14 protein-coding genes are annotated in these 19,267 nt (G+C 61.3%); 3 read left to right on the forward strand and 11 right to left on the reverse strand.

What is annotated here, in order from left to right; translation table 11 throughout:
* Positions 1–468 precede the first annotated feature (468 nt).
* The 7 genes from ACZZZU_RS19680 to ACZZZU_RS19710 all read right to left on the reverse strand — a co-directional run bounded on the left by ACZZZU_RS19680 (position 469) and on the right by ACZZZU_RS19710 (position 12,126).
* On the reverse strand, positions 469–3,540 hold the full coding sequence (locus ACZZZU_RS19680; protein WP_463551577.1) for a multidrug efflux RND transporter permease subunit: 3,072 nt from the start codon (positions 3,538–3,540) through the stop codon (positions 469–471).
* Positions 3,541–3,567: 27 nt separating this feature from the next.
* On the reverse strand, positions 3,568–4,707 hold the full coding sequence (locus ACZZZU_RS19685; RefSeq protein WP_122492800.1) for an efflux RND transporter periplasmic adaptor subunit: 1,140 nt from the start codon (positions 4,705–4,707) through the stop codon (positions 3,568–3,570).
* A gap of 230 nt (positions 4,708–4,937) precedes the next feature.
* Positions 4,938–6,026: a methyl-accepting chemotaxis protein gene (locus tag ACZZZU_RS19690; RefSeq protein ID WP_463552163.1), complete on the reverse strand. Its 1,089-nt coding sequence runs from the start codon at positions 6,024–6,026 to the stop codon at positions 4,938–4,940.
* Positions 6,027–6,878: 852 nt separating this feature from the next.
* On the reverse strand, positions 6,879–7,979 hold the full coding sequence (locus ACZZZU_RS19695) for a DUF1513 domain-containing protein (protein ID WP_463551578.1): 1,101 nt from the start codon (positions 7,977–7,979) through the stop codon (positions 6,879–6,881).
* A gap of 1 nt (position 7,980) precedes the next feature.
* Positions 7,981–9,060, reverse strand: a complete 1,080-nt coding sequence (locus ACZZZU_RS19700; RefSeq protein WP_463551579.1) for an imelysin family protein — start codon at positions 9,058–9,060, stop codon at positions 7,981–7,983.
* Positions 9,061–9,075: 15 nt separating this feature from the next.
* Entirely contained in the window at positions 9,076–10,506 is a 1,431-nt protein-coding gene (locus ACZZZU_RS19705) for a di-heme oxidoreductase family protein (protein ID WP_463551580.1), read from the reverse strand.
* A gap of 279 nt (positions 10,507–10,785) precedes the next feature.
* On the reverse strand, positions 10,786–12,126 hold the full coding sequence (locus ACZZZU_RS19710; RefSeq protein WP_463551581.1) for an imelysin family protein: 1,341 nt from the start codon (positions 12,124–12,126) through the stop codon (positions 10,786–10,788).
* 204 nt (positions 12,127–12,330) lie between these two features.
* On the opposite strand from ACZZZU_RS19710, the gene ACZZZU_RS19715 reads away from it, so the two are divergent.
* Positions 12,331–12,903: a LemA family protein gene (locus ACZZZU_RS19715; RefSeq protein ID WP_463551582.1), complete on the forward strand. Its 573-nt coding sequence runs from the start codon at positions 12,331–12,333 to the stop codon at positions 12,901–12,903.
* A 37-nt stretch (positions 12,904–12,940) separates the two neighbouring features.
* Positions 12,941–13,813 carry a GIDE domain-containing protein gene (locus ACZZZU_RS19720; protein ID WP_463552164.1) on the forward strand — a complete coding sequence of 291 codons (873 nt, stop codon included), beginning with the start codon at positions 12,941–12,943 and terminating at the stop codon, positions 13,811–13,813.
* Positions 13,814–14,001: 188 nt separating this feature from the next.
* Here ACZZZU_RS19720 and ACZZZU_RS19725 read toward each other — a convergent pair whose 3' ends face one another.
* The 3 genes from ACZZZU_RS19725 to ACZZZU_RS19735 form a co-directional block, all read right to left on the reverse strand.
* Positions 14,002–16,059 carry a GGDEF domain-containing phosphodiesterase gene (locus tag ACZZZU_RS19725; protein WP_122492793.1) on the reverse strand — a complete coding sequence of 686 codons (2,058 nt, stop codon included), beginning with the start codon at positions 16,057–16,059 and terminating at the stop codon, positions 14,002–14,004.
* A 335-nt stretch (positions 16,060–16,394) separates the two neighbouring features.
* Positions 16,395–16,976: a superoxide dismutase gene (locus ACZZZU_RS19730; protein WP_463551583.1), complete on the reverse strand. Its 582-nt coding sequence runs from the start codon at positions 16,974–16,976 to the stop codon at positions 16,395–16,397.
* A gap of 221 nt (positions 16,977–17,197) precedes the next feature.
* A complete protein-coding gene (locus tag ACZZZU_RS19735; RefSeq protein WP_463381867.1) occupies positions 17,198–17,800 on the reverse strand; it encodes a LysE/ArgO family amino acid transporter in 603 nt (200 codons plus the stop codon).
* A gap of 97 nt (positions 17,801–17,897) precedes the next feature.
* On the opposite strand from ACZZZU_RS19735, the gene ACZZZU_RS19740 reads away from it, so the two are divergent.
* Positions 17,898–18,788, forward strand: coding sequence for a LysR family transcriptional regulator ArgP (locus tag ACZZZU_RS19740; protein ID WP_463551584.1), 891 nt, complete (start codon positions 17,898–17,900; stop codon positions 18,786–18,788).
* An 87-nt stretch (positions 18,789–18,875) separates the two neighbouring features.
* Here ACZZZU_RS19740 and ACZZZU_RS19745 read toward each other — a convergent pair whose 3' ends face one another.
* Entirely contained in the window at positions 18,876–19,193 is a 318-nt protein-coding gene (locus ACZZZU_RS19745) for a hypothetical protein (protein ID WP_122492789.1), read from the reverse strand.
* Between the last annotated feature and the right edge of the window lie 74 nt (positions 19,194–19,267).

Genomic DNA, 19,267 nt, shown 5'->3' on the forward strand with positions numbered 1-19,267 from the left:
TCCTTTGTTGTTCTTGGTCTGTAGGAGCGAGCGCGCTCGCGAAGGCGATAGTGGCCCAACCGCAGAACGCAGGGAAGAATGACGAGCACCGTAGCCCGAAAAACGCTGGATTCCGAGTCGTCGGACCGTCGCCTTCGTGGGAGTGACGGTGGGCTAAACCAAATCCGCCGTCATCCTCGCGAACGCGGGGATCCAGGCTCGCATGTCGGACACCGTAACCTGAAAACTCTGGATTCCGAGTCGTCGGACCGTCGCCTTCGCGGGAATGACGGTGGGCCAAACCAAATCCGCCGTCATCCTCGCGAACGCGGGGATCCAGGCTCGCATGTCGAACACCGTAACTTGAAAAACCCTGGATTCTGGAGTCGTCGGACGCCGCCTTCGTGGGAATGACGGTGGGCTAAATCGACGCGTGTGCGGCAGTAAACACGGCCGAAAAAAAGCCCCGCGGGTGCGGGGCTTCGGGTGTTAAGAAATAACCGGATGGGTTGCTCGATTGTCTTCGACTTCCACCGACTCGGCATCCGGCTTGGCCAGCAAGCTGTACACGCACGGCAACACGAACAGGGTGAACAGCGTGCCCACCGACATGCCAGTTGCAATCACCAAGCCGATGTCGAAGCGGCTGACGGCCCCGGCGCCGGTGGCGAGAATCAGCGGCACCATGCCGAACACCATCGCTGCCGTGGTCATCAGCACCGGACGCAGGCGAATCGCTGCCGCTTCCTCAATGGCGGCTCGGCGGGACAAGCCCTGTTCACGACGCAATTGGTTGGCGAATTCGACGATCAGGATGCCGTGTTTGGTGATCAGGCCAATCAACGTCACCAAGCCCACTTGGGTGTAGATGTTCATGCTCGAATAGCCGAGGAACAGCGGGATCAACGCGCCGCAAATCGACAGCGGCACCGTCACCATTATCACCAGCGGGTCGCGGAAGCTTTCAAACTGCGCGGCGAGCACCAGGAAAATCAGCGCCAACGCCAGGGCGAAGGTCACGTACAACGCGCTGCCTTCTTGCACGTATTGCCGCGAGGCGCCGGCGAAGTCGAAGGCAAACCCGCGTGGCGCTTCTTCCTGGGCAATTTGGCGCACGGTGTCGATGGCTTCGCCCATGCTGACGATCGGGAAGCCCTGGATGATCGCTGAGTTCAACTGCTGGAACTGGTTGAGCTGGGTAGGGCGGGCGCGGTCGTGCACGGTGATCAGGGTCGACAAAGGCACCATTTGGCCGCTGCCGTTCTTCACGTAGTAGTTGTTCAGCCAGCCCGGATTGTCGCGGTAGGCGCGTTCCACTTGGGCGATCACTTTGTAGCTGCGACCGTCGATGGTGAAGCGGTTGATTTCCCCTTCGCCCAGCAGCGTGGACAGCGTGCCGCCCAGGTCTTCCATGTCGACCCCCATCAGCGCCGCCTTGGAACGGTCGATATCCACCACGATTTCCGGCTTGTCGAAAGCCAGGTCGACGTCGAGGAAAGCAAACTTGCCGGATGCCTGCACGCGCGTTTTGATCTTCTCCGTCACCTGCAACAGCGACTCGTAGTCGTTGGGCGTGTTCACCACAAACTGGAACGGCAAGCCTTCACCGGTGCCCGGCAACGAGGGCAGGTTGAAGCCGAAGATCTGCAACCCAGGAATTTCCCCGAGCTTGCCTTGCACGTCTTGCAGCAACTCCATCTGCGTGCGCGAGCGCTCGCTCCAGGGTTTGAGCAGGAAGCCGCCGATGCCGCTCTGCACGCCGTTGATTCCGTTGATCTGGAACGAGGAGTAGTACTCGGGGAACTCCTTGAAGATTTTCGGGAACTGCTGGGTGTAGGCGTTGAGGTAGTTGAGGTTGGTCGGCTGCGGCGCCGTGGCCATCATGAACACGATGCCCTGGTCCTCGTCCGGCGCCAGTTCGCTTTTGATCATTTTCAGCATGATCGGAATCAGGCACAGCACCACGATGGCGACAAAAATCACCACCGGGCGGGTGTTCAACGTGCCGTGCAACACGCGCTGATAACGCACTTTCAGGCCGTCGAAAATGCTGTCGAGTTTGTGCGCCAGGCCGCTTGGATTTTCTTCGTGGCGCAGCAGCTTGGAGCACATCATCGGCGAAAGGGTGAGAGCAACGATGCCGGAGATAATCACCGCACCGGCCAGCGTCAGGGCGAACTCTTTAAACAGCGCGCCCGTCAGGCCATCGAGGAAACCGATGGGGGCGTAAACGGCGGCCAAGGTGATGGTCATGGAAATCACCGGCACGGCGATTTCACGGGCGCCGTCGATGGCCGCGTTGAACGGTGTTTTGCCGTCCTCGATGTGCCGGTGAATGTTCTCCACCACCACGATGGCGTCGTCCACCACCAGGCCGATGGCGAGCACCATTGCCAGCAGGGTCAGCAAGTTGATCGAGTAACCCATCAGTTGCATAAAGAACATCACGCCGATCATCGACAACGGAATCGTGATCACCGGGATCAGCACCGAGCGGAATGCACCGAGGAACAGGAACACCACCACGATCACAATCAGCACCGCTTCGAACAAGGTCTTCACCACCTCGTCGATGGATGCCTGAATAAACAGCGTGGCGTCGTAGGCGATGGACACTTTCAGGTTGGGCGGCAGCTGCGCTTCCAGCTCCGGCATGGCGGCGCGCACGTGCTTGATCACTTCCAGCGGGTTGGCGCTGGGCGTGGCCTTGATGCCGATATACACCGATGGCGTGCCATCGAACGAGCTGATGGAGTCGTAGTTCTCCGCGCCCATTTCGACGCGGGCGATGTCTTTCAACAGCACCCGGCTATCGCCGACGATTTTCACTGGAATGGCCGCGAAGGCTTCGGTGGATTTCAGGTCGGTGGTGGCGTTGACGCTGGTGACCACGTACTCGCCTTTGGTTTCACCGGCGGCGGAGAGGAAGTTATTTTTGCGGACCGCGTCGTTCACTTCCTGGGTGGTGATGCCGTAGGCGGCGAGCTTGACCGGGTCCAGCCAGATACGCATGGCGAATACCTGGTTGCCGAGAATTTCCGCTTCGGCCATACCCGGCAAGGTGGCGAGCTTGGGCTGAATCACCCGCGACAAATAGTCGGTGATCTGCGGGTTGCTCAGCTCATCGCTGTAGAAACTCACGTACATCAGCGCCGAGGCGTCAGCCGCTTCCTTGCTCAACACCGGGTCTTCGGCGTTTTGCGGCAGCTGGTTTTTCACCTCGTTGGCTTTGGCCAGCAGCTCGGTAAACAGGCGGTCGCTGTCGGAGCCGATGCGCGCGTAAATCGAGATCACCGAATAGTTCTGGCGGCTCACCGAGGTCATGTAATCGATGCCCTCGGCGCTGGCCAGGGCTTGCTGCAACGGCTGGGTGATATAGCCCTGAATCGTCTCGGCGTTGGCGCCGGGGTAGGCGGTGGTCACCTGGATCAGGGCGTTTTCCATCTTCGGGTATTGGCGGATGGTCAGTTTGCTGAATGCCTGGAAGCCAAGCAGGATGATCAGCAGACTCACCACGGTGGCCAGCACCGGGCGACGGATAAAGGGATCGGTAAAAGCCATGAAGTGCTTCCTTTAACCAGCGGCGCTTTAGCGGCTGGCTGAGCTGTTCAGGAGTGCCTGGTCGTCGACGATGGTCACGTGGGCGCCGTTATCCAGCTTGAGCTGGCCGGCGGTCACCACTTGTTCGTCCTTTTGCAGGCCCTTGAGAATCACCACCTGGCCATCGCGGCGCTCGCCGGTTTCCACGAAGCGGCGCTCGACTTGCAGGAACGGCTGGCCTTTGTCGTCTTTCACGTCCTGGCCTTGCTCATCCTTCTTCACATTCACCACGTACACCGAGTTGCCGTACAGCGTGTAGGTGATGGCCGTCTCCGGCACCACCACGCGCAGGGCCTGGTCGGGCAGCAGCACTTCAAGGTTGGCGAACATGCCGGGCAGCAGCTTGCTGTCCGGGTTGCTCAGTACCGCGCGGATTTGCACGTTACGGGTGCGGTTATCCACCTTGGGGTTGATGGCGTTGATCTCGCCTTCGAAGCTTTCTTTCGGATAGGCCGCCACCACGAAACGCACGCGCTGGCCGAGCTTGAGTTGCGGTATCGACTGTTCCGGCAGGAAGAAGTCGACGTACAGGCTGCTGACGTCTTGCAGGGTGGCGATGATAGTGCCGCTGGACACAAAGTCGCCCACGTCGACCTGGCGGATACCGATGGTGCCGGCGAACGGCGCGACGATGCGTTTCTTCGCCAGAATGGCTTTGAGCTGCGCGACGCGGGTGTTGGATTTTTGCAGTTCGGCCGCCAGGCGGTCGTACTCGCTTTTGGACAGCGCCTGCCGGCTGACGAGGCTGCGGGCCCGTTCGAATTCAACCTGAGCCAGACCGCGTTCGGCTTCGGATGTGGCCAGGGTGGCGGTTTCCACCTCACTGTCGAGTTGCACGATGGGCTGGTGCAGCTCGACCTTCTGCCCGGACTTGAACAGCACGTCGCGCACGGTGCCGCTGGACTCGACTGTCAGGTCGACGCCTTGCAGGGCAGTGAGGGTGCCGATGGCCGGCAGACGGCTTTGCCATTGCAGCTCACCGCTGCGAGCGGCGGAGATGCTGATGGCGGGTTTGGGCGCGGTGAATTGGGCGATTTGGGTTTGCAGGTGAGTCCACCAGCCATAGCCGAGCGCGGCAATAACCAGTGCCATCACCACGAGGGTGATGAGAAAGCGGCGGAGCAACATATTCCGGTTCCTTGGCAGGGAAAATGGGCCTGTGGAATAGGCAAGGCGCGTACCTTAGACCCACTGTTGCTGGCAAGTCAAAACCCGGCATTTGCAAATGATTGCGGTGGATAGGGCGACATAGATTCTGTAGGAGCGGCTTTAGCCGCGATGCTCTTTACGGTTAAAAAGCATCGCGGCTAAAGCCGCTCCCACAACCATCAAGAGCGAGCGGCGTTAGCCTCGAACGATCAGGCGCTCAACCGCTGCGTCACATCGCTCAACTGCCCCGACAACCCTCTCAAGTTCACGCTCGCCGCTTCCGTGCGCACGACGTTTTCCTGGTTGGTGGTGGCAATCGCGGTGATTTCGGTGAGGTTGCGTGAAATGTCTTCGGCCACCGACGTCTGTTCTTCCGCCGCTGTGGCGATCTGGCGGTTCATGTCGCGAATGGCTTCGACGGCCTGGGTGATGCGGTCGAGCATTTGCCCGGCCTCGGTCACTTGCTGCACGCCGGCTTCACTGCGGCTCTGGCCGTTTTCGATGGCCTTCACCGCGTTCAGCGCGCCGGTTTGCACGGTGTCGATGATCTGGTGAATTTCGGCGGTGGACTGCGCGGTGCGTTGCGCCAGGGTGCGCACTTCGTCTGCTACCACGGCGAAACCACGGCCCGCCTCACCGGCGCGTGCCGCTTCGATAGCGGCGTTAAGCGCGAGCAGGTTGGTTTGATCAGCGATGCCGCGAATCACTTCCAGCACTTTGCCGATGCGGCCGCTGTCGGTTTCCAGGCGGCGAATAACCTCGGCGGTGTTGGCGATTTCGCCGCTCATGGCGGTGATGGTCTGAATGGTCGATTGCATCACCGTGCTGCCTTGCTGCGCCGAGTGGTCGGCATCATCGGCCGCACCTGCGGCTTCGGCGGCGTGACGCGCCACTTCCTGAGCGGTGGCCGACATCTCGTGCATGGCCGTGGCCACCTGGTCGGTACGCGAGAACTGTTCGGCGGTGCCTTGAGCCATCAGCGTGGCGATGGCGTTCAACTCGCCGCTGGCGCTGTCCAGTTCGCTGGTGCTGCGTTGCAGGCGAGTGAAGGTGTCGGCGAGAAAGTCGCGCAGGGTGTTGGCGGCTACGGCCAGGTTGCCCAGTTCATCGCGGCGGCTGGTGTCTACACGCTGGCCGAAGTTGCCTTGGCTGAGACGGCCGATGTGTTCGATCAGGCTTTTGATCGGCGTGATCAGGTTGCGGTTGATCAGCCACAGGCTGAGCAGGGCGATCAGCACGCTGGCGCCCAGCAATACGGCGGTACCGAGCCACACGGTGCGTTCGGCGCTGGCGCTGATGGCGGCGGCCTGTTCTTCGCTGCGCTGGTGCAGTTGGGTAACCAGCGCGCCCATTTGATCGCTGGTGGCGCGGTCGATGCCTTGCACGGCTTTGTCGCCTGCGGTGGGCTCGGCGTCAGCGGCAAGCAACGCCGCTTTGCCTTTGCGGTACGAGGCGCCGAGAGCCTGGTGTTCGCTGCGCAGTTTTTCGACTTGGCTTTTCAGTGCAACGTCGTCGCCGGATTCAGCAATCAGGTCGCCGAGAATCTTCTGAACCTTGCGTTCCTGTTCTTCGAACTGGCCCCAGTATTTGTCTTGAGCGGCTGGGTCTTTGCCGCGCAGCAACACGTTCTTCCACTCTTGAACCTGGGATTTAAATTCGAGGTTGGCCTGATCGACCAGCTGCGACTCTTGCAACGGGCCGTTCAACAGGCCGCGATAGTTCTGGATGCCGCCGGACAGAAAGCTGAAACAGGCCAGGGCGATGATCACGGTGAGCAGCAGGCTCCCGCCCAATAAGGCGAGAATCTGCGCGCGCAGGGAGTTTTGTAAAAACATAGGGAAACGCCTCTCGGGAAAGTGGTGGCTAAACACCGGTTCGCTCAAGGTGCGAGGCGTCTTACTTCCCTGTAGCTCATGACGACAGACACGCCAAAACTGTCCGCCGAGCTAAGTGGCCCAGAGCGCACAGGTGTTGTTTGAATATAGTCGGCTGTAGAGTTTGGACTTAAGTCTGTAGGAAGATTCTGGCAGATGGCCATGACGGGCGGTCGCGGCTGCCAGTTAAAAGCTCGAGGCTAAAGCCTCTCCTACGGAGACCGCGTTTTAACTGTAGGAGAGGCTTTAGCCTCGATTCTTGGAAACGAAAGAGGATCAGGCCGTCTTCAGATGTAGATGGTTGTCCCAAAGCCCTGCCGGTAGATCCAGTGCTTGCGGGCTGATGCTGGCGCTGCGGCAGTCGTAGAAGCGGCAGCGGCCCTGGCCAGAGGTGACGACGAAGCCGTCTTGCACCGCGCCCACGCCGGCGCAGTCTGGCAGCGGTGCATCCAGGCGCACGGCGCCGCTGTCCAGGTCCCATATAAAGAAGCGATTGCCGCGCGGTGCGGTGAGCGCCACCAGGCGCAGGTCGCTGTGCACGGCCACGCTGGCGGTGTACTGGGCCATGGCGTCGCGTTGTTCGGCTTCGATAGGAAAGGCCTGGAACGGTTGGCCCGGGCGCTTGATGGCCAGAAGCTCGGCCGGCTCATGGGAATCGCCCATAAATTGCTGGCCGGCCAAGATGGTGCCGTCGCTGGCAATCGCCAGGTGACGCACGCTGTTCATTTGCTGGCTCAGGGTTTCCTTGGAGATCAGCGTGCCGTCGCGCTGGAGCAGCACCAGGCTGGGTTCCATGGCGTGCAGGTTCATTTCCTTGCGGCTTTCGGCTTCGGTGCGGATGCCACCGTTGGCAATCACGAAGGTTTCGCCGTCGGGCATCCACGACACTTGATGCGGACCCAGGCCGTGGGTGCTCAGCTCGCCGCTGTGGTGGAGCTGGCCGTTGTCGTAGCGGTAAACGGTGAGCAGGCCGCGACCCGGATCGGTGGTGTCGTTGTCGGTGGTGTACAGCCACTCGCCACTTTTATGGAACACGCCGTGGCCGTAGAAGTGGCGGTTCGGTTGCGAGCGCACGGTTTGCAGCAGACGGCCATCGCGCAGGTCGATCAGGTAGCTTTCGGTGCCCGGCCGACGCGCCACGAACAGGGCGACCGGCTGGCTTGGGTGCTCGACTACATCGTGGCAGCGCTGCGCCACTTCGGTGGCGAACACCTGAGTGCCGTCGAGGCGATAGCCGACGGCGTAGTGTTTGCCATGGCTGTCGTCGCGCGCCGACAGCACCAGCGGGTTTTGGCCTTTGCGGCTGATGGTCCAGCCGCCCAGTGTCAGTGCACCGAGCAGCAGGCTGCCGAGGCCCAGGACATGGCGGCGGAGCATGTTAGTCACCATCGTTGGCGTTGAAGCCAAGCTGAACATTGAGGGCTTTGGCCAGCTCGCTTTCGTGCAGGCGATGAACCACGTTGAGGCTGTCGTAGAAGTCATTCAGGGCTTTGCGCCCGGCTTCGTCGGCGAGCAGTTCGGTAAGCGGGCGGTCCATGGCGTCGAGCTGGCGACGGGATTCCACATAGGCGGCGTCGATTTTTTCCGCCAAGGCTTTTTGCTCGTCCGGCAGCAGGCCACGAATGCCGTGGTTGTCGACGCCTTTCCAGAGGTTCTCGGCGCTGGCCAGGCTGGCAGCGATGCTTTTCAGCGAGGTATTGCTGCGCCAGCCTTCAGCCTGGAATGGCTGTGGCAGGTTTTTGGTTTGCCGGCCCAGCGGCGCGCCGAGTTTTTTCTTCAGCATGTCGAGGCCGGTGACCTGCACGCGCAGCAATTCGGCGATGGCTTCGTGGGAGTCGGCGTAGCGCTGGTTGGGGAATTTGCTCAGCTGGTCGACCATGCCGTCCTTGCTGTCCCAGCGGCCGAGGATTTCTTCGGCGAGGGTTTGCTGACGTTGACCGATGGCTTCGAGCAGCGGGCAATAACGGGCTTTGGTTTGGGCGTCGGCGAGGTCGAGCTTGCTGTCGTAAAGAATGTATTCGTAGGCCGACAGGCCTTGCACCACGACGCTGGACTTGGCCAGGGCGGCGGCGTCGATATTCGGCGTCGCTTTGATCAACTGCTCGACCTGACGGCCGACCAGGTCTTTCTTGTCGGGCCAGAACTGCACCTGCCAGGCGCGGTTGCCTTCGGCCAGCGGGCCGATCATCAGCGGCTGCAATTCAGCCCAGGCTTTTTGCGCCGCGAGGAAGTCGGCACGGGCTTTTTCCACGTCGGCCTTACCGGAGCAGAACGCCAGGGCGCTGGCGGCCAGGGCACGGTCGGCTTCAACCCAGCGGCTGTAGGTGGGCAGAATCACTTGCTTGGCCAGCGCGGTGGAAATCTGCGCTTGCTGGTCGGTAGGCGAGCAGGCGCCCAGGGCGAGGGCGGCAATGCTGCTGAAGAGCAATTTGGTGCGGAACGTCTTCTTCCCAAACATGAGGCTAAAAGCTCCTTACAGAGAATTCAGGAACGCCAGCAGCGCAGCGCGCTGTTCGGCATCGTAAGCGAGAACTTGCTGTTGCGCGGCCTGCGCTTCGCCGCCGTGCCAGACAATGGCTTCCAGCAGGTTGCGCGCGCGACCGTCGTGCAGAAATTGGGTGTGGCCGTTGACCGTTTGCGTGAGGCCGATGCCCCACAGCGGCGGCGTGCGCCATTGGCTGCCGCTGGCGTTGAATTCCGGGCGATTGTCGGCGAGGCCGGGGCCCATGTCATGCAGCAACAGGTCGGTATAGGGGCGAATCAGCTGATTGGCCAGCTCCGGTTCGGCCGCGTCGCTGCGGGTGGTGAACTGTGGCGTGTGGCACTGCTGGCAGCCGGCCTGGTGGAACAGGCCTTTGCCGGCCAGCACTTGCGGGTCGTTGACCTGGCGCCGCGCCGGCACGCCGAGGTTGCGCGTGTAGAACAGCACCTGACTGAGCAAATGATCGCTGACTTCCGGCATTCCGCCATCAGGCGCGGCTTTGCAGGCGGTTTGCGCCGGCGTGCATTCGTCGAAGGGGCGCAGCGTGGTGGTCAGGCCCATGTCGGCGGAGAACGCATGCACGTTCTGTTGGTTGAGCGAGGGCTGCCCGGCTTTCCAGCCGAAACGGCCGAGCACGGTTTTCTGCTGCACGTCGTCCCATACTTGGTTGGGCTGGCCGGCGATGCCGTTGTCGGCGGCTTTTTGCGCGGCGGCGACGGCGAGAATGGCGTCATCGGGGATCGCTTCAAGCAAGCCCAGACCAATCATCGGCGGGGCGATGCGCGCGGAAAACTGCGCGTTGGCGCTGATCGGGCCGTAGCCCCAGTTGCTGATTTGCAGCTGCGGTTGGCGCAGCTCGATTTGCGTGCCGTCTTTGAATGCGACCGGATGGGTCTGGTAGTCGACGCGAATGCGCGCTTCCGGCTCCACGCCGGGAATCGACATGTCTTGCAGCTGCGTGCCGTAGACCGGCTCCGGCACCACGCCGACCTTCTGGATCAGCGCGGCCTGCTCGGCGCTTGCTGGCAGCGACACGCGCACCAGCATCGACACGGCGTTGACGTCGTCGCCCACCGGCGGATGGCCACGCCCGTCTTTGATGTGGCAATTCTGGCAGGCGTTAGTGTTCATCAGCGGGCCGAGGCCGTCGCGGGCGATGGTGGTGGACGGCGCGATGACCCACGGGTTGCGGAAGAAGCTGTTGCCTACGGCGAAGTCCAGACGCCGGGTAGGCGTGAGGTTGCCGGAGGGTTGGGAGAAGGCGTCGCGGTTGTGCTTGCCCACCGTGGCCTGCCCGCCAGACAGCGCTTCGCCAGGCTCGGCCTCGGTAAAGCGCGGCGACTTATCGCAGGCGCTCAGGCCAGCCACACAAAAGGTGACCACGCTCAGGGCAAGCAGCAGGGAAGGGCGCGCGCGAGGCATCAAGGGGTGTTCCAGACCACGAAAACAAGCGCGCAAGCTTAGCAGCTAGGGCCGGTTCAAATAAGAGGGATTTGCGTTTGCCGAGGAGGTTAATTGTCACAGCGTCAAAAAGATGTGAAGGGCGGGTGGTTTTGGTGGCAGGCGTTCAACCATGATTTCGCGGGGTCGGTTAAAAGCATCGCGGCTGAAGCCGCTCCTACAGGGGCAAGCGTGAGGCATAAAAAAACGGATGCGCTTTGTGGGCGCATCCGTTTGCAGTTCAGGTGCCGGGTAAGTGGCTTAGAACTGGTGGTCAGCGGTTTCAGGCTTGAGGTCGTTGATGCCCAGCTTGGCAGCAGCTTGCTCGATGGCGCCGGTCTGTTTCACCAGAGCAGCAATCGCGTCACGCACGATCTGGTTGCCCGCAGCGTTGTCGGCGGCGATCAGTTGGTCGAAGTGCACGCCTTTGTTGGCGCTGTCGACCATCACTTGCAGCTTGGCTTCGGTGGCGGCCAGGTCGTCTTTGGCGGTGGTGTCGGTGGCCGGGTCAATTTTCGCCACGAGCGAGGACAGGCTTGGGCCGGTCAGCGTGGTGCCGTCGACTTTCTTGTACTCGCCCAGGTAGACGTTGCGAATGCCTTTGCCGTTGTAGAAGTGCGAGTTGTGGGTGTTGTCGCTGAAGCAGTCGTGTTCGTCTTCGGTGGAGTTGGCTTCCAACGCCACTTTCATACGCTCGCCAGCCAGTTCGCCGAGGGACAGGCTGCCCATGCCGAAGAGCATTTTGCGCAGGCCATTTTCCGGGGCTTCAGCCACCAGGGTGGCGCGGTAGTTGTCGGCAACGCCGGCTTTCCACTGCTCAACCATGCTGTCGAGGTCTTGAACCAGCAGCGCGGTAGCGGCTTTCAGGTATTCGGCGCGACGGTCGCAGTTGCCGTGGGTGCAGTCTTTGCCGGTGGCGTAGTCGGTAGCCGGACGCTCGCCAGCACCTGGGCCGGTGCCGTGCAGGTCTTGACCCCACAGCAGGAATTCGATGGCGTGGTAGCCGGTAGCCACGTTGGCTTCGGAACCGCCCAGCTCGTTCAGGCTGGCCAGTTTTTCGCCGGTGATTTCAGTCACGTCGATTTTGTCGTCGCCAACCTGAATGCTCTTGTTGGCGATGATGTTGGCGGTGGCGGCCGGGTTGCCTTGGGCGGCCGGAGTGTCGGCGGCGACGTAGTCGATCAGACCTTCGTCCAGCGGCCAGGCGTTCAGTTGACCTTCCCAGTCATCCACCACGGCGTTGCCGAAACGGAACACTTCGCTCTGCATGTACGGAACGCGAGCGGCCAGCCACGCGTCTTGCGCAGCTTTCTGGGTTGCGGCGGACGGTGCGGCGATAAAGGAGTCTACGGCTTTCTGCAGGGCGTGGCCGGTGGTAGCAGCGTCGCTGAATACAGCGAATGCCAAGTCAGCGTAATGGTTGACGACGGCTTTGGCCGCAGCCTCATCGACTTTGCCAGTAGCGGCGGCAGCAGGAGCGGTGGCGGTGCTGGCAGCAGGAGCGGCTGCTTGAGTGGCTTGCTCTTTCTTGTCATCGCCGCAGCCGGCGAGAGAAATAGCGATGGCCAGCAGACTGGCGGTAGCCAGAGGCATACGAATCATGGCGAGGTCCTTTGCATCGTGAGGTGGGTGACTGCGCAGCGCGTCTGGGCTGCAAAACGCGCACATAATGCGAAAGATTTTCATTTTGTGCAAAGCCTTGTGCCGCGATTTATTGTTTTTACGCGTGCGCCAGTTCTGCTTTGTTGGTGGCTTCGTGGCTAGAATGCCAGCATCGTGAATGCTGCTTGGATGGGAGATCCTGCTATGAGCGTGACGGCCGTTGTGACCTTGGTGGTGCTGTTTTTTATCGCGGTGTACGCGGTGTCGATTTACAACGCGCTGGTGCGGGTCAAGCACGGGGTGACCAAGGCGTGGTCCAACATCGACGTGTTGCTGAAACAGCGCCACGACGAGTTGCCCAAGCTGGTGGAAACCTGCAAGCAATACATGCAACACGAACGCACCACGCTTGAGCAGGTGATTGCCGCGCGCAACGCCGTGGGCACCGCCCGTGAACGGGGCGATGTGAGCGCCGTTGGCCAGGCCGAAAGTGGCTTGCGCGCCGGCCTCGGCCAGTTGTTCGCGCTGGCGGAAAACTACCCGCAGCTCAAAGCCAACGAGAGCTTCCAGTTCTTGCAGCAGCGCATCAGCGGCCTGGAAAACGGCATTGCCGATCGCCGTGAGCTGTACAACGAGGCGGCGAATATCAACAACGTGCGCATCGAGCAATTTCCCGATGTGATCGTCGCCCGCGCCTGCAACTTCAAGCCCGCCGACTTGCTGGTGTTCAGCGATGCGGAAAAGGCCGACGTCAACGTCAAAGCACTGTTCGGTTAAGCGCTGAATCGTGGACATTCAGCAGTTCAGCTTTCTGATGTGCTTCGCCGTGGCCATGTGCGGCGGTGGCGCCTGGTGGTGCATGAGCCGCTTCAGCGCCGCGCGGCACATGCTCGACACACCGACCTCGAAAATCCGCTCCGCCGCGCAAGGCTATGTCGAATTTTATGGCCTGTTGCAGGAGGTGCCGGGCATGGCGCAAACCATAGCGCCGCTTTCCGGCACGCCGTGTTTGTGGTGGCGCATCAAGGTGGAAGAGTCGCGCAGCAATGGCAAAACCCGCTCGTGGAGCGTGGTCGACAGCCGCACCAGTGAAGGCTGGCTGCAACTCTCCGACAGCACCGGCGAATGCCTGATCGACCCCAACGGCGCGCAGGTTCGGCCTTCAACCCGCAAGGTCTGGTACGGCAGCACCCGTCACCCGATGGGGCCGGCGAAGGCCGGTTTTCTCGCCTTTTTCAGCCACAGCGACCAATACCGCTACACCGAAGAACGCCTGCATGTGGGCCAGCCGCTGTACGCCATCGGCGACTTCAAAACCACCGGCGGCGGACGCCAGGGCCTGGACCTTAACGCTGCGCAGGGCGAGGTGATTCGCGAGTGGAAGGGGGATTTCAGCGGCTTGTTGCAGCGCTTTGACAGCAACGCCGACGGGCAGCTCGACGACCAGGAATGGAACCGCGTGCGCCTGGCTGCGCAGCTGGAAGCCGAAGACCGGCACCGGCAAACCAGCTCACGGCCCGCGACCAACTTTATGGGCCAGCCCGAGACGTCGCAGCCGTTCATTCTTTCCAATGCCGGGGAAGATGAACTGGCCCGCACGTTTTATTGGCAGGCCGGATTGGGCGTGGTGGTGTGTTTGGCGGGGGCGTTGGCGATTAACTGGTTGTTGCAGAATTTTCAGGGCTGAGGCTACGTCCCCGTCATCCCGTCATCCCGTCATCCCCGCGAAGGCGGGGATCCAGAATTTGGCAGGTAACTGCGTCCGCCGGACATTCTGGATTCCGAATTGTCGGACCACCGCCTTCGCGGGAATGACGGAGTGAAGACTGCGAGATTCATTCATCCGCCGATGAGCCCAACAAAAAACGCCACGCATCAAAGCGTAATGCTGGCGTCACTAATTCTGCGTGATTGCTTGAGGAACAGCGTCAGCTCACGCGCTGGCAGCGGTTTGCTGTAGAGGTAGCCCTGACCTTCGTGGCAGCCCTGGGCAATGATGTAGGCCTCTTGTTCCAGCGTCTCCACGCCCTCGGCGATCACCTGCATGCCGAGACTTTTCCCCAGCTGAATAATGGCGCGCACGATGGTGGCGTCGTCTTCGTCGTCGAGCAGGTCTTGCACGAAGCTCTTGTCGATTTTGATCTTGTCCAGCGGCAGACTTTTTAGGTAGCTCAGCGAGGAATAGCCGGTGCCGAAGTCGTCAATGGCGATCAGCGCGCCGGAGCGGCGCAGGCTGAGCAGGTGCTGGGCGGCGGTGGTGATGTCTTCCATCAGACCGGTTTCCGTCACTTCCAATTCCAGGCTGCGCGGTGGCAGGCGGTACATCTGCATCAGGTTGTTGACCACGCGTGGCAACTCGGCGTGGTGCAACTGTACGGTCGACAGGTTGATGGCCATGCGCAAGTCGGTGAAGCCTTGGTCGTGCCATTCGCGCAGTTGGCGGCAGGTCTGGTCGAGAATCCATTCGCCAATTGGAATGATGCTGCCGTTCTGTTCGGCCAGCGGAATAAAGGTGTCTGGCGGCACCAAGCCATGCTGCGGGTGCTGCCAGCGCAGCAGCGCCTCGACGCCGACGATGCGGTGGTCGCGGTAGTCCACTTGCGGCTGATAAACCAAGTGCAGTTGGCCTTGGGTCAGCGCTTCGCGCAGGTCTTTTTCCAGCTCGCGGCGGCGGCGCATTTCGCTGTCGACGCTGGCGATATAGAACTGGTAGCGGTTGCGCGAGCGGCTCTTGGCCAGGGTCATGGTCTGTTCGGCTTTTTGCAGCAGCTTCTCGGTGCTGTCGCCGTCTTCCGGGAACAGGGTGATGCCGATGGTGGCCCGCAGCATCACTTCCTGTTGGTCGAGCAGGAACGGCGCTTCCAGATCATCCAGCACGCTTTGCGCCAGTTCGGCGGCTTCGTAGGGTTGTTCGATGTCTGCCTGAACCAGGGCGAACTGGTCGCCGCCTAAGCGGGCAAGGGCGCCGAGGCGGCCGCTGTGGCTGCGCAGGCGATCGGACAAGGCGAGCAGCAGTTGGTCGCCGGTCTGGTAGCTGAATTGTTCGTTGATGCCTTTGAAATCATCCAGGCCCACGCACAACACCGCGACCCGACGCTGAAGGCGCCCGGCATCGCCAAGAATCTGGTCAAGCTGGGTTTGCAATTGCTGGCGGTTGGGCAGGCCGGTAAGGAAGTCGTACTGCGCCATGCGCAGCAAACTGTCTTCGGCTTCGCGGCGTAAATGGGTGTTGCGTTCGATGGAGGAGAGCAACTGATTGGCCGTGTTGATCCACAGCCCCAACTCGTTTTTCTCATTGCCCTTGAGCATGGGCAACTTGTGCTCGCTGGGGCGGTCCGGGTTGATGTTGGTGAGGTGCTCGATAATTTTCGACAGCGGCTTGGTCAGCAGCCAGTGGTAGACCAGGTACAACACCAACCCCATGGCCAGCGCGCGCAGCACGCCGGAGACAAAAATGATCACCGAGCTGGTGATGAAGTCCTGGCCGTAGCGGGCCGTGTCGAGGGTGATGGCGAGGTCGCCGTAGTATTCGCTGTAAGGGCCGCGGCCAACCAGCTGGGTGGTGAAGGTGGCTTCGTCGCCAAGAATAGGGTCGGTCAGCCAGCGGGTGGAGCGCACCATTGGCTCGCGCGATTTTTCCGCGAGCATCGGCTCGTTGGGATGGCCGATGGAGGCCACGCGTACGGATTCGTTTTGAAACAGGCCCTCGATGACCTGCATGCCCATCTCGCGGTCCAGGCTGTAGACAGCTTGCGTGGAAGGGTCGCGAAACATATCCAGGATGCGGTGCGCGTCATCGGCAATCGCCTGCCGCGTCTTGTAGACGTCGAACATGATTTGCGCGCAGCTCAACAGCACCCCGACCACTAGCGCCGATAACAGCACCACGCGGAGCAGTTTCAGCGACAGGCTGTGTTTGAGTTCCAGCTTCAAATGACCATTCCTTGTTCGAGACCACAGGCGTCATACCGATGGAGTATTAGCAATCGTGAGGAAGCAGTCAAAGGGCCATCACAGTGAAAAAATTATCAAGAAGGCGCGTCGCGCCGCCAGCGCTTTTTCAAACCAGGCGCTGAGCTGCCACGGTTGCGCTCGAACTGTGTCGGTCGGGGCTCTTCACAACTTTAGACCGCTGAGCATTTTTCTCGCCGTCAGGGGTGGAGATTGCGATAAATGGCCCGCGCTCGTAAACCGCTACCAAAGCAGGCTGTGAAGCACGAATAAAAAAACCCGGCGAATGCCGGGTTTTTTCAGAACGGGTGCTGGGCTTAAGAGGCGAAGTTTTTCGCAACGAAATCCCAGTTAACCAGGTTCCAGAACGCTTCTACGTATTTTGGACGCAGGTTGCGGTAGTCGATGTAGTAAGCGTGTTCCCACACATCGCAGGTCAGCAGCGGGGTGTCGCCGCTGGTGATCGGGCAGCCGGCGCCGATGGTGCTGGCCAGAGCCAGGGAACCGTCAGGCTTCTTCACCAGCCAGCCCCAGCCGGAGCCGAAGGTGCCGATCGAGGTTTTGCTGAATTCTTCTTTGAATTTGTCGAACGAGCCGAAGGCTGCGTTGATGGCGTCGGCCAGAGCGCCAGTCGGTTGGCCGCCAGCGTTAGGCGCCAGGCAGTTCCAGTAGAAGGTGTGGTTCCAGACCTGGGCTGCGTTGTTGAAGATGCCGCCCGACGAGGTCTTGACGATTTCTTCCAGGTTTTTGCCTTCGAACTCGGTGCCTGGCACCAGGTTGTTCAGGTTCACGACGTAGGTGTTGTGGTGTTTGTCGTGGTGGTATTCCAAGGTTTCCTTGGAGATGTGCGGCTGCAATGCGTCGTGGGCATACGGCAGCGGAGGCAATTCGAAAGCCATGGGTGATTCTCCTAATCAGGGTCAGTTGCGGTATAGGCGCAAGGCCGATCACGGGCGGCCAAACATGCGACGGGGAGTTTGTACTCTTTGCGCCGCAGGGGTCGGATCATAGCACCGGGCCTGCGGCATAACCACGCAGCAACTGTGTGGTTAAGCCCGGCCCAGAGCTGTGTTGCAGACGGCTGCGTCAGTCGCGCAAGCGGGTGTCGCTGTAGGTGGACTCACGCACCGGCTATTAGTTGCCCTGCAACGACGAACATCATGATTGCCACCAGCACATCCAGCACCCGCCAGGTCGTCGGCCGCGCTAACCACGGCGCCATCCATGCTGCTCCCAACGCCAAGGTAAAGAACCACAACAACGACGCACTCGCCGCCCCGGCTGCGTAAGCGCCAGGCGCTGCCTGCTGGGCGCCGAGCGAGCCGATCAGCAAGACGGTGTCCAGGTACACATGCGGATTGAGCAGCGTCACCGCCAGCGCCGTCATCAACACCGCCTTGCGCGAGCGCGGGCCGGCATTGGCCGCCTCATTCAACGCTTGCGGTTGGCACGCGCGGCGCAGCGCTTTCACCCCGTACCACAACAGAAACGCCGCACCGCCCCAGCGCGCTACGGCCAACAGCACCGGGCTTTGGGCGAGCAGGGTGGCCAAGCCGAACACGCCGGCCACCACCAGCACCGCATCACACAACACGCACAGCGCGGCGACCGGCAAGTGGTGTTCGCGGCGCAGGCTTTGGGCCAGAACGAAGGCGTTCTGCGCACCCAGCGCCACGATCAAACCGGCGGCCACAAGAAGGCCGTTGAGATAGCTCTGCCACATAGAGAGAAGTCCTGATGCTGATTCGTGTGGCGAGTCTGCGCGGCAGCGTTGTATAAGGAAAACGAATCCTGCTGATCGTCTATTAGGAAATTCGATAATGTTCGATTACAAGCTTCTTGCCGCGTTGGCCGCCGTGGTTGAACAGGCCGGCTTTGAACGCGCCGCGCAAGTGCTGGGGCTGTCGCAGTCGGCGGTGTCGCAGCGCATCAAACTGCTGGAAGCGCGGGTCGGGCAGCCGGTGCTGGTGCGCGGCACGCCGCCAGCGCCGACCGACATCGGCCGCCGTTTGCTCAACCATGTGCAGCAGGTGCGCTTGCTGGAGCGCGACCTGTCCGGCCAGGTGCCGGCGCTGGACGAAGGCGCGGCGCCTGAACGGCTGCGCATCGCCCTGAATGCCGACAGCCTGGCGACGTGGTGGGCGCAGGCGGTGACTGCGTTTTGCGCCGAGCATCGGGTGTTGCTGGAACTGGTGGTGGAAGATCAGGAAGTTGGCCTGAAACGCATGCGCGGTGGCGACGTGGCGGCCTGCGTGTGCGCCACCGACAAACCGGTGGCCGGCGCCCGCAGTCTGGCGCTCGGGGCCATGCGTTATCGCGCCTTGGCCAGCCCTGCTTTTATCGCCCGGCACTTCGGCGGCGGTATTACCGCGCCCGGCTTGGCCAAGGCGCCGGCTATTGTCTTCGGCCCGGACGATTTTCTTCAGCATCGCTACCTCGCCAGCCAGGGCGTGGACGGCGCGTTTGCTTACCACCTGTGCCCCTCGTCCGAAGGGTTTATACGCATGGCCGAAGCGGGGTTGGGCTGGGGCCTGGTGCCGGAACTGCAAGTGACTGAACTGCTGGAGCGCGGCGCCTTGCAGGTGCTGCAACCTGATCGGTTGATCGACGTGCCGCTGTACTGGCACCACTGGCGCAATGGCGGGGAATTGCTGGGCGAGATGACCCGCCACTTGCAGAAGGCCACCTCCCAGATACTGGTCCAGATTTAGGGCGCGCCGTGCGTACGCCCGCGTGTGTGGACGTACGTAGCGGCGCGCCCATTTCCGCCTAATAGGCGTGTTTGGCGATGGTTCTGATCAGCGACCGGAAACTACGGCAATCTTTTTGGCGTACGCGATGTCGGTGTCGGTCATCACGTGGTCGTGGTCACTAGGGTTGAACCAGGTGGTGTTAAAGCCCTGTTCTGGTTCCTTCATGTATCCGTAGTTGTCCCGGTCAATATTGATGGCCATATATTCGTGCTCGGCCTGGCTGTTGTCGTACGGTTTGCCATCGAACGTAAGCACCGACGGGGCGCTGATGAATTGCATGAGTTCACCAAAAATGTGCTTTCCCAGGACCCCCCGGGTCAACACGGGTTGGTCGTCGTCAGCTGCAGTGGTTTTCTGATGCATGGTTACGTCCTTTCTCGATTGTGGGGTTTTGAAGCAGTGGAAACAGTGGGCGAGGAAGGCGTTGGTCTAAAGCG

This window comes from Pseudomonas sp. AC136 (assembly GCF_979258585.1).

Excerpts from the sequence above, each read along its gene's own strand:
- ACZZZU_RS19700 (WP_463551579.1), bottom strand. The coding sequence starts at position 9,060 with ATGTTTGGGAAGAAGACGTTCCGCACCAAATTGCTCTTCAGCAGCATT.
- ACZZZU_RS19730 (WP_463551583.1), bottom strand. The coding sequence starts at position 16,976 with ATGGCTTTCGAATTGCCTCCGCTGCCGTATGCCCACGACGCATTGCAG.
- ACZZZU_RS19735 (WP_463381867.1), bottom strand. The coding sequence starts at position 17,800 with ATGTGGCAGAGCTATCTCAACGGCCTTCTTGTGGCCGCCGGTTTGATC.
- ACZZZU_RS19740 (WP_463551584.1), top strand. The coding sequence starts at position 17,898 with ATGTTCGATTACAAGCTTCTTGCCGCGTTGGCCGCCGTGGTTGAACAG.
- ACZZZU_RS19715 (WP_463551582.1), top strand. The coding sequence starts at position 12,331 with ATGAGCGTGACGGCCGTTGTGACCTTGGTGGTGCTGTTTTTTATCGCG.
- ACZZZU_RS19705 (WP_463551580.1), bottom strand. The coding sequence starts at position 10,506 with ATGCCTCGCGCGCGCCCTTCCCTGCTGCTTGCCCTGAGCGTGGTCACC.
- ACZZZU_RS19680 (WP_463551577.1), bottom strand. The coding sequence starts at position 3,540 with ATGGCTTTTACCGATCCCTTTATCCGTCGCCCGGTGCTGGCCACCGTG.
- ACZZZU_RS19710 (WP_463551581.1), bottom strand. The coding sequence starts at position 12,126 with ATGATTCGTATGCCTCTGGCTACCGCCAGTCTGCTGGCCATCGCTATT.
- ACZZZU_RS19720 (WP_463552164.1), top strand. The coding sequence starts at position 12,941 with ATGTGCTTCGCCGTGGCCATGTGCGGCGGTGGCGCCTGGTGGTGCATG.
- ACZZZU_RS19695 (WP_463551578.1), bottom strand. The coding sequence starts at position 7,979 with ATGCTCCGCCGCCATGTCCTGGGCCTCGGCAGCCTGCTGCTCGGTGCA.
- ACZZZU_RS19685 (WP_122492800.1), bottom strand. The coding sequence starts at position 4,707 with ATGTTGCTCCGCCGCTTTCTCATCACCCTCGTGGTGATGGCACTGGTT.
- ACZZZU_RS19745 (WP_122492789.1), bottom strand. The coding sequence starts at position 19,193 with ATGCATCAGAAAACCACTGCAGCTGACGACGACCAACCCGTGTTGACC.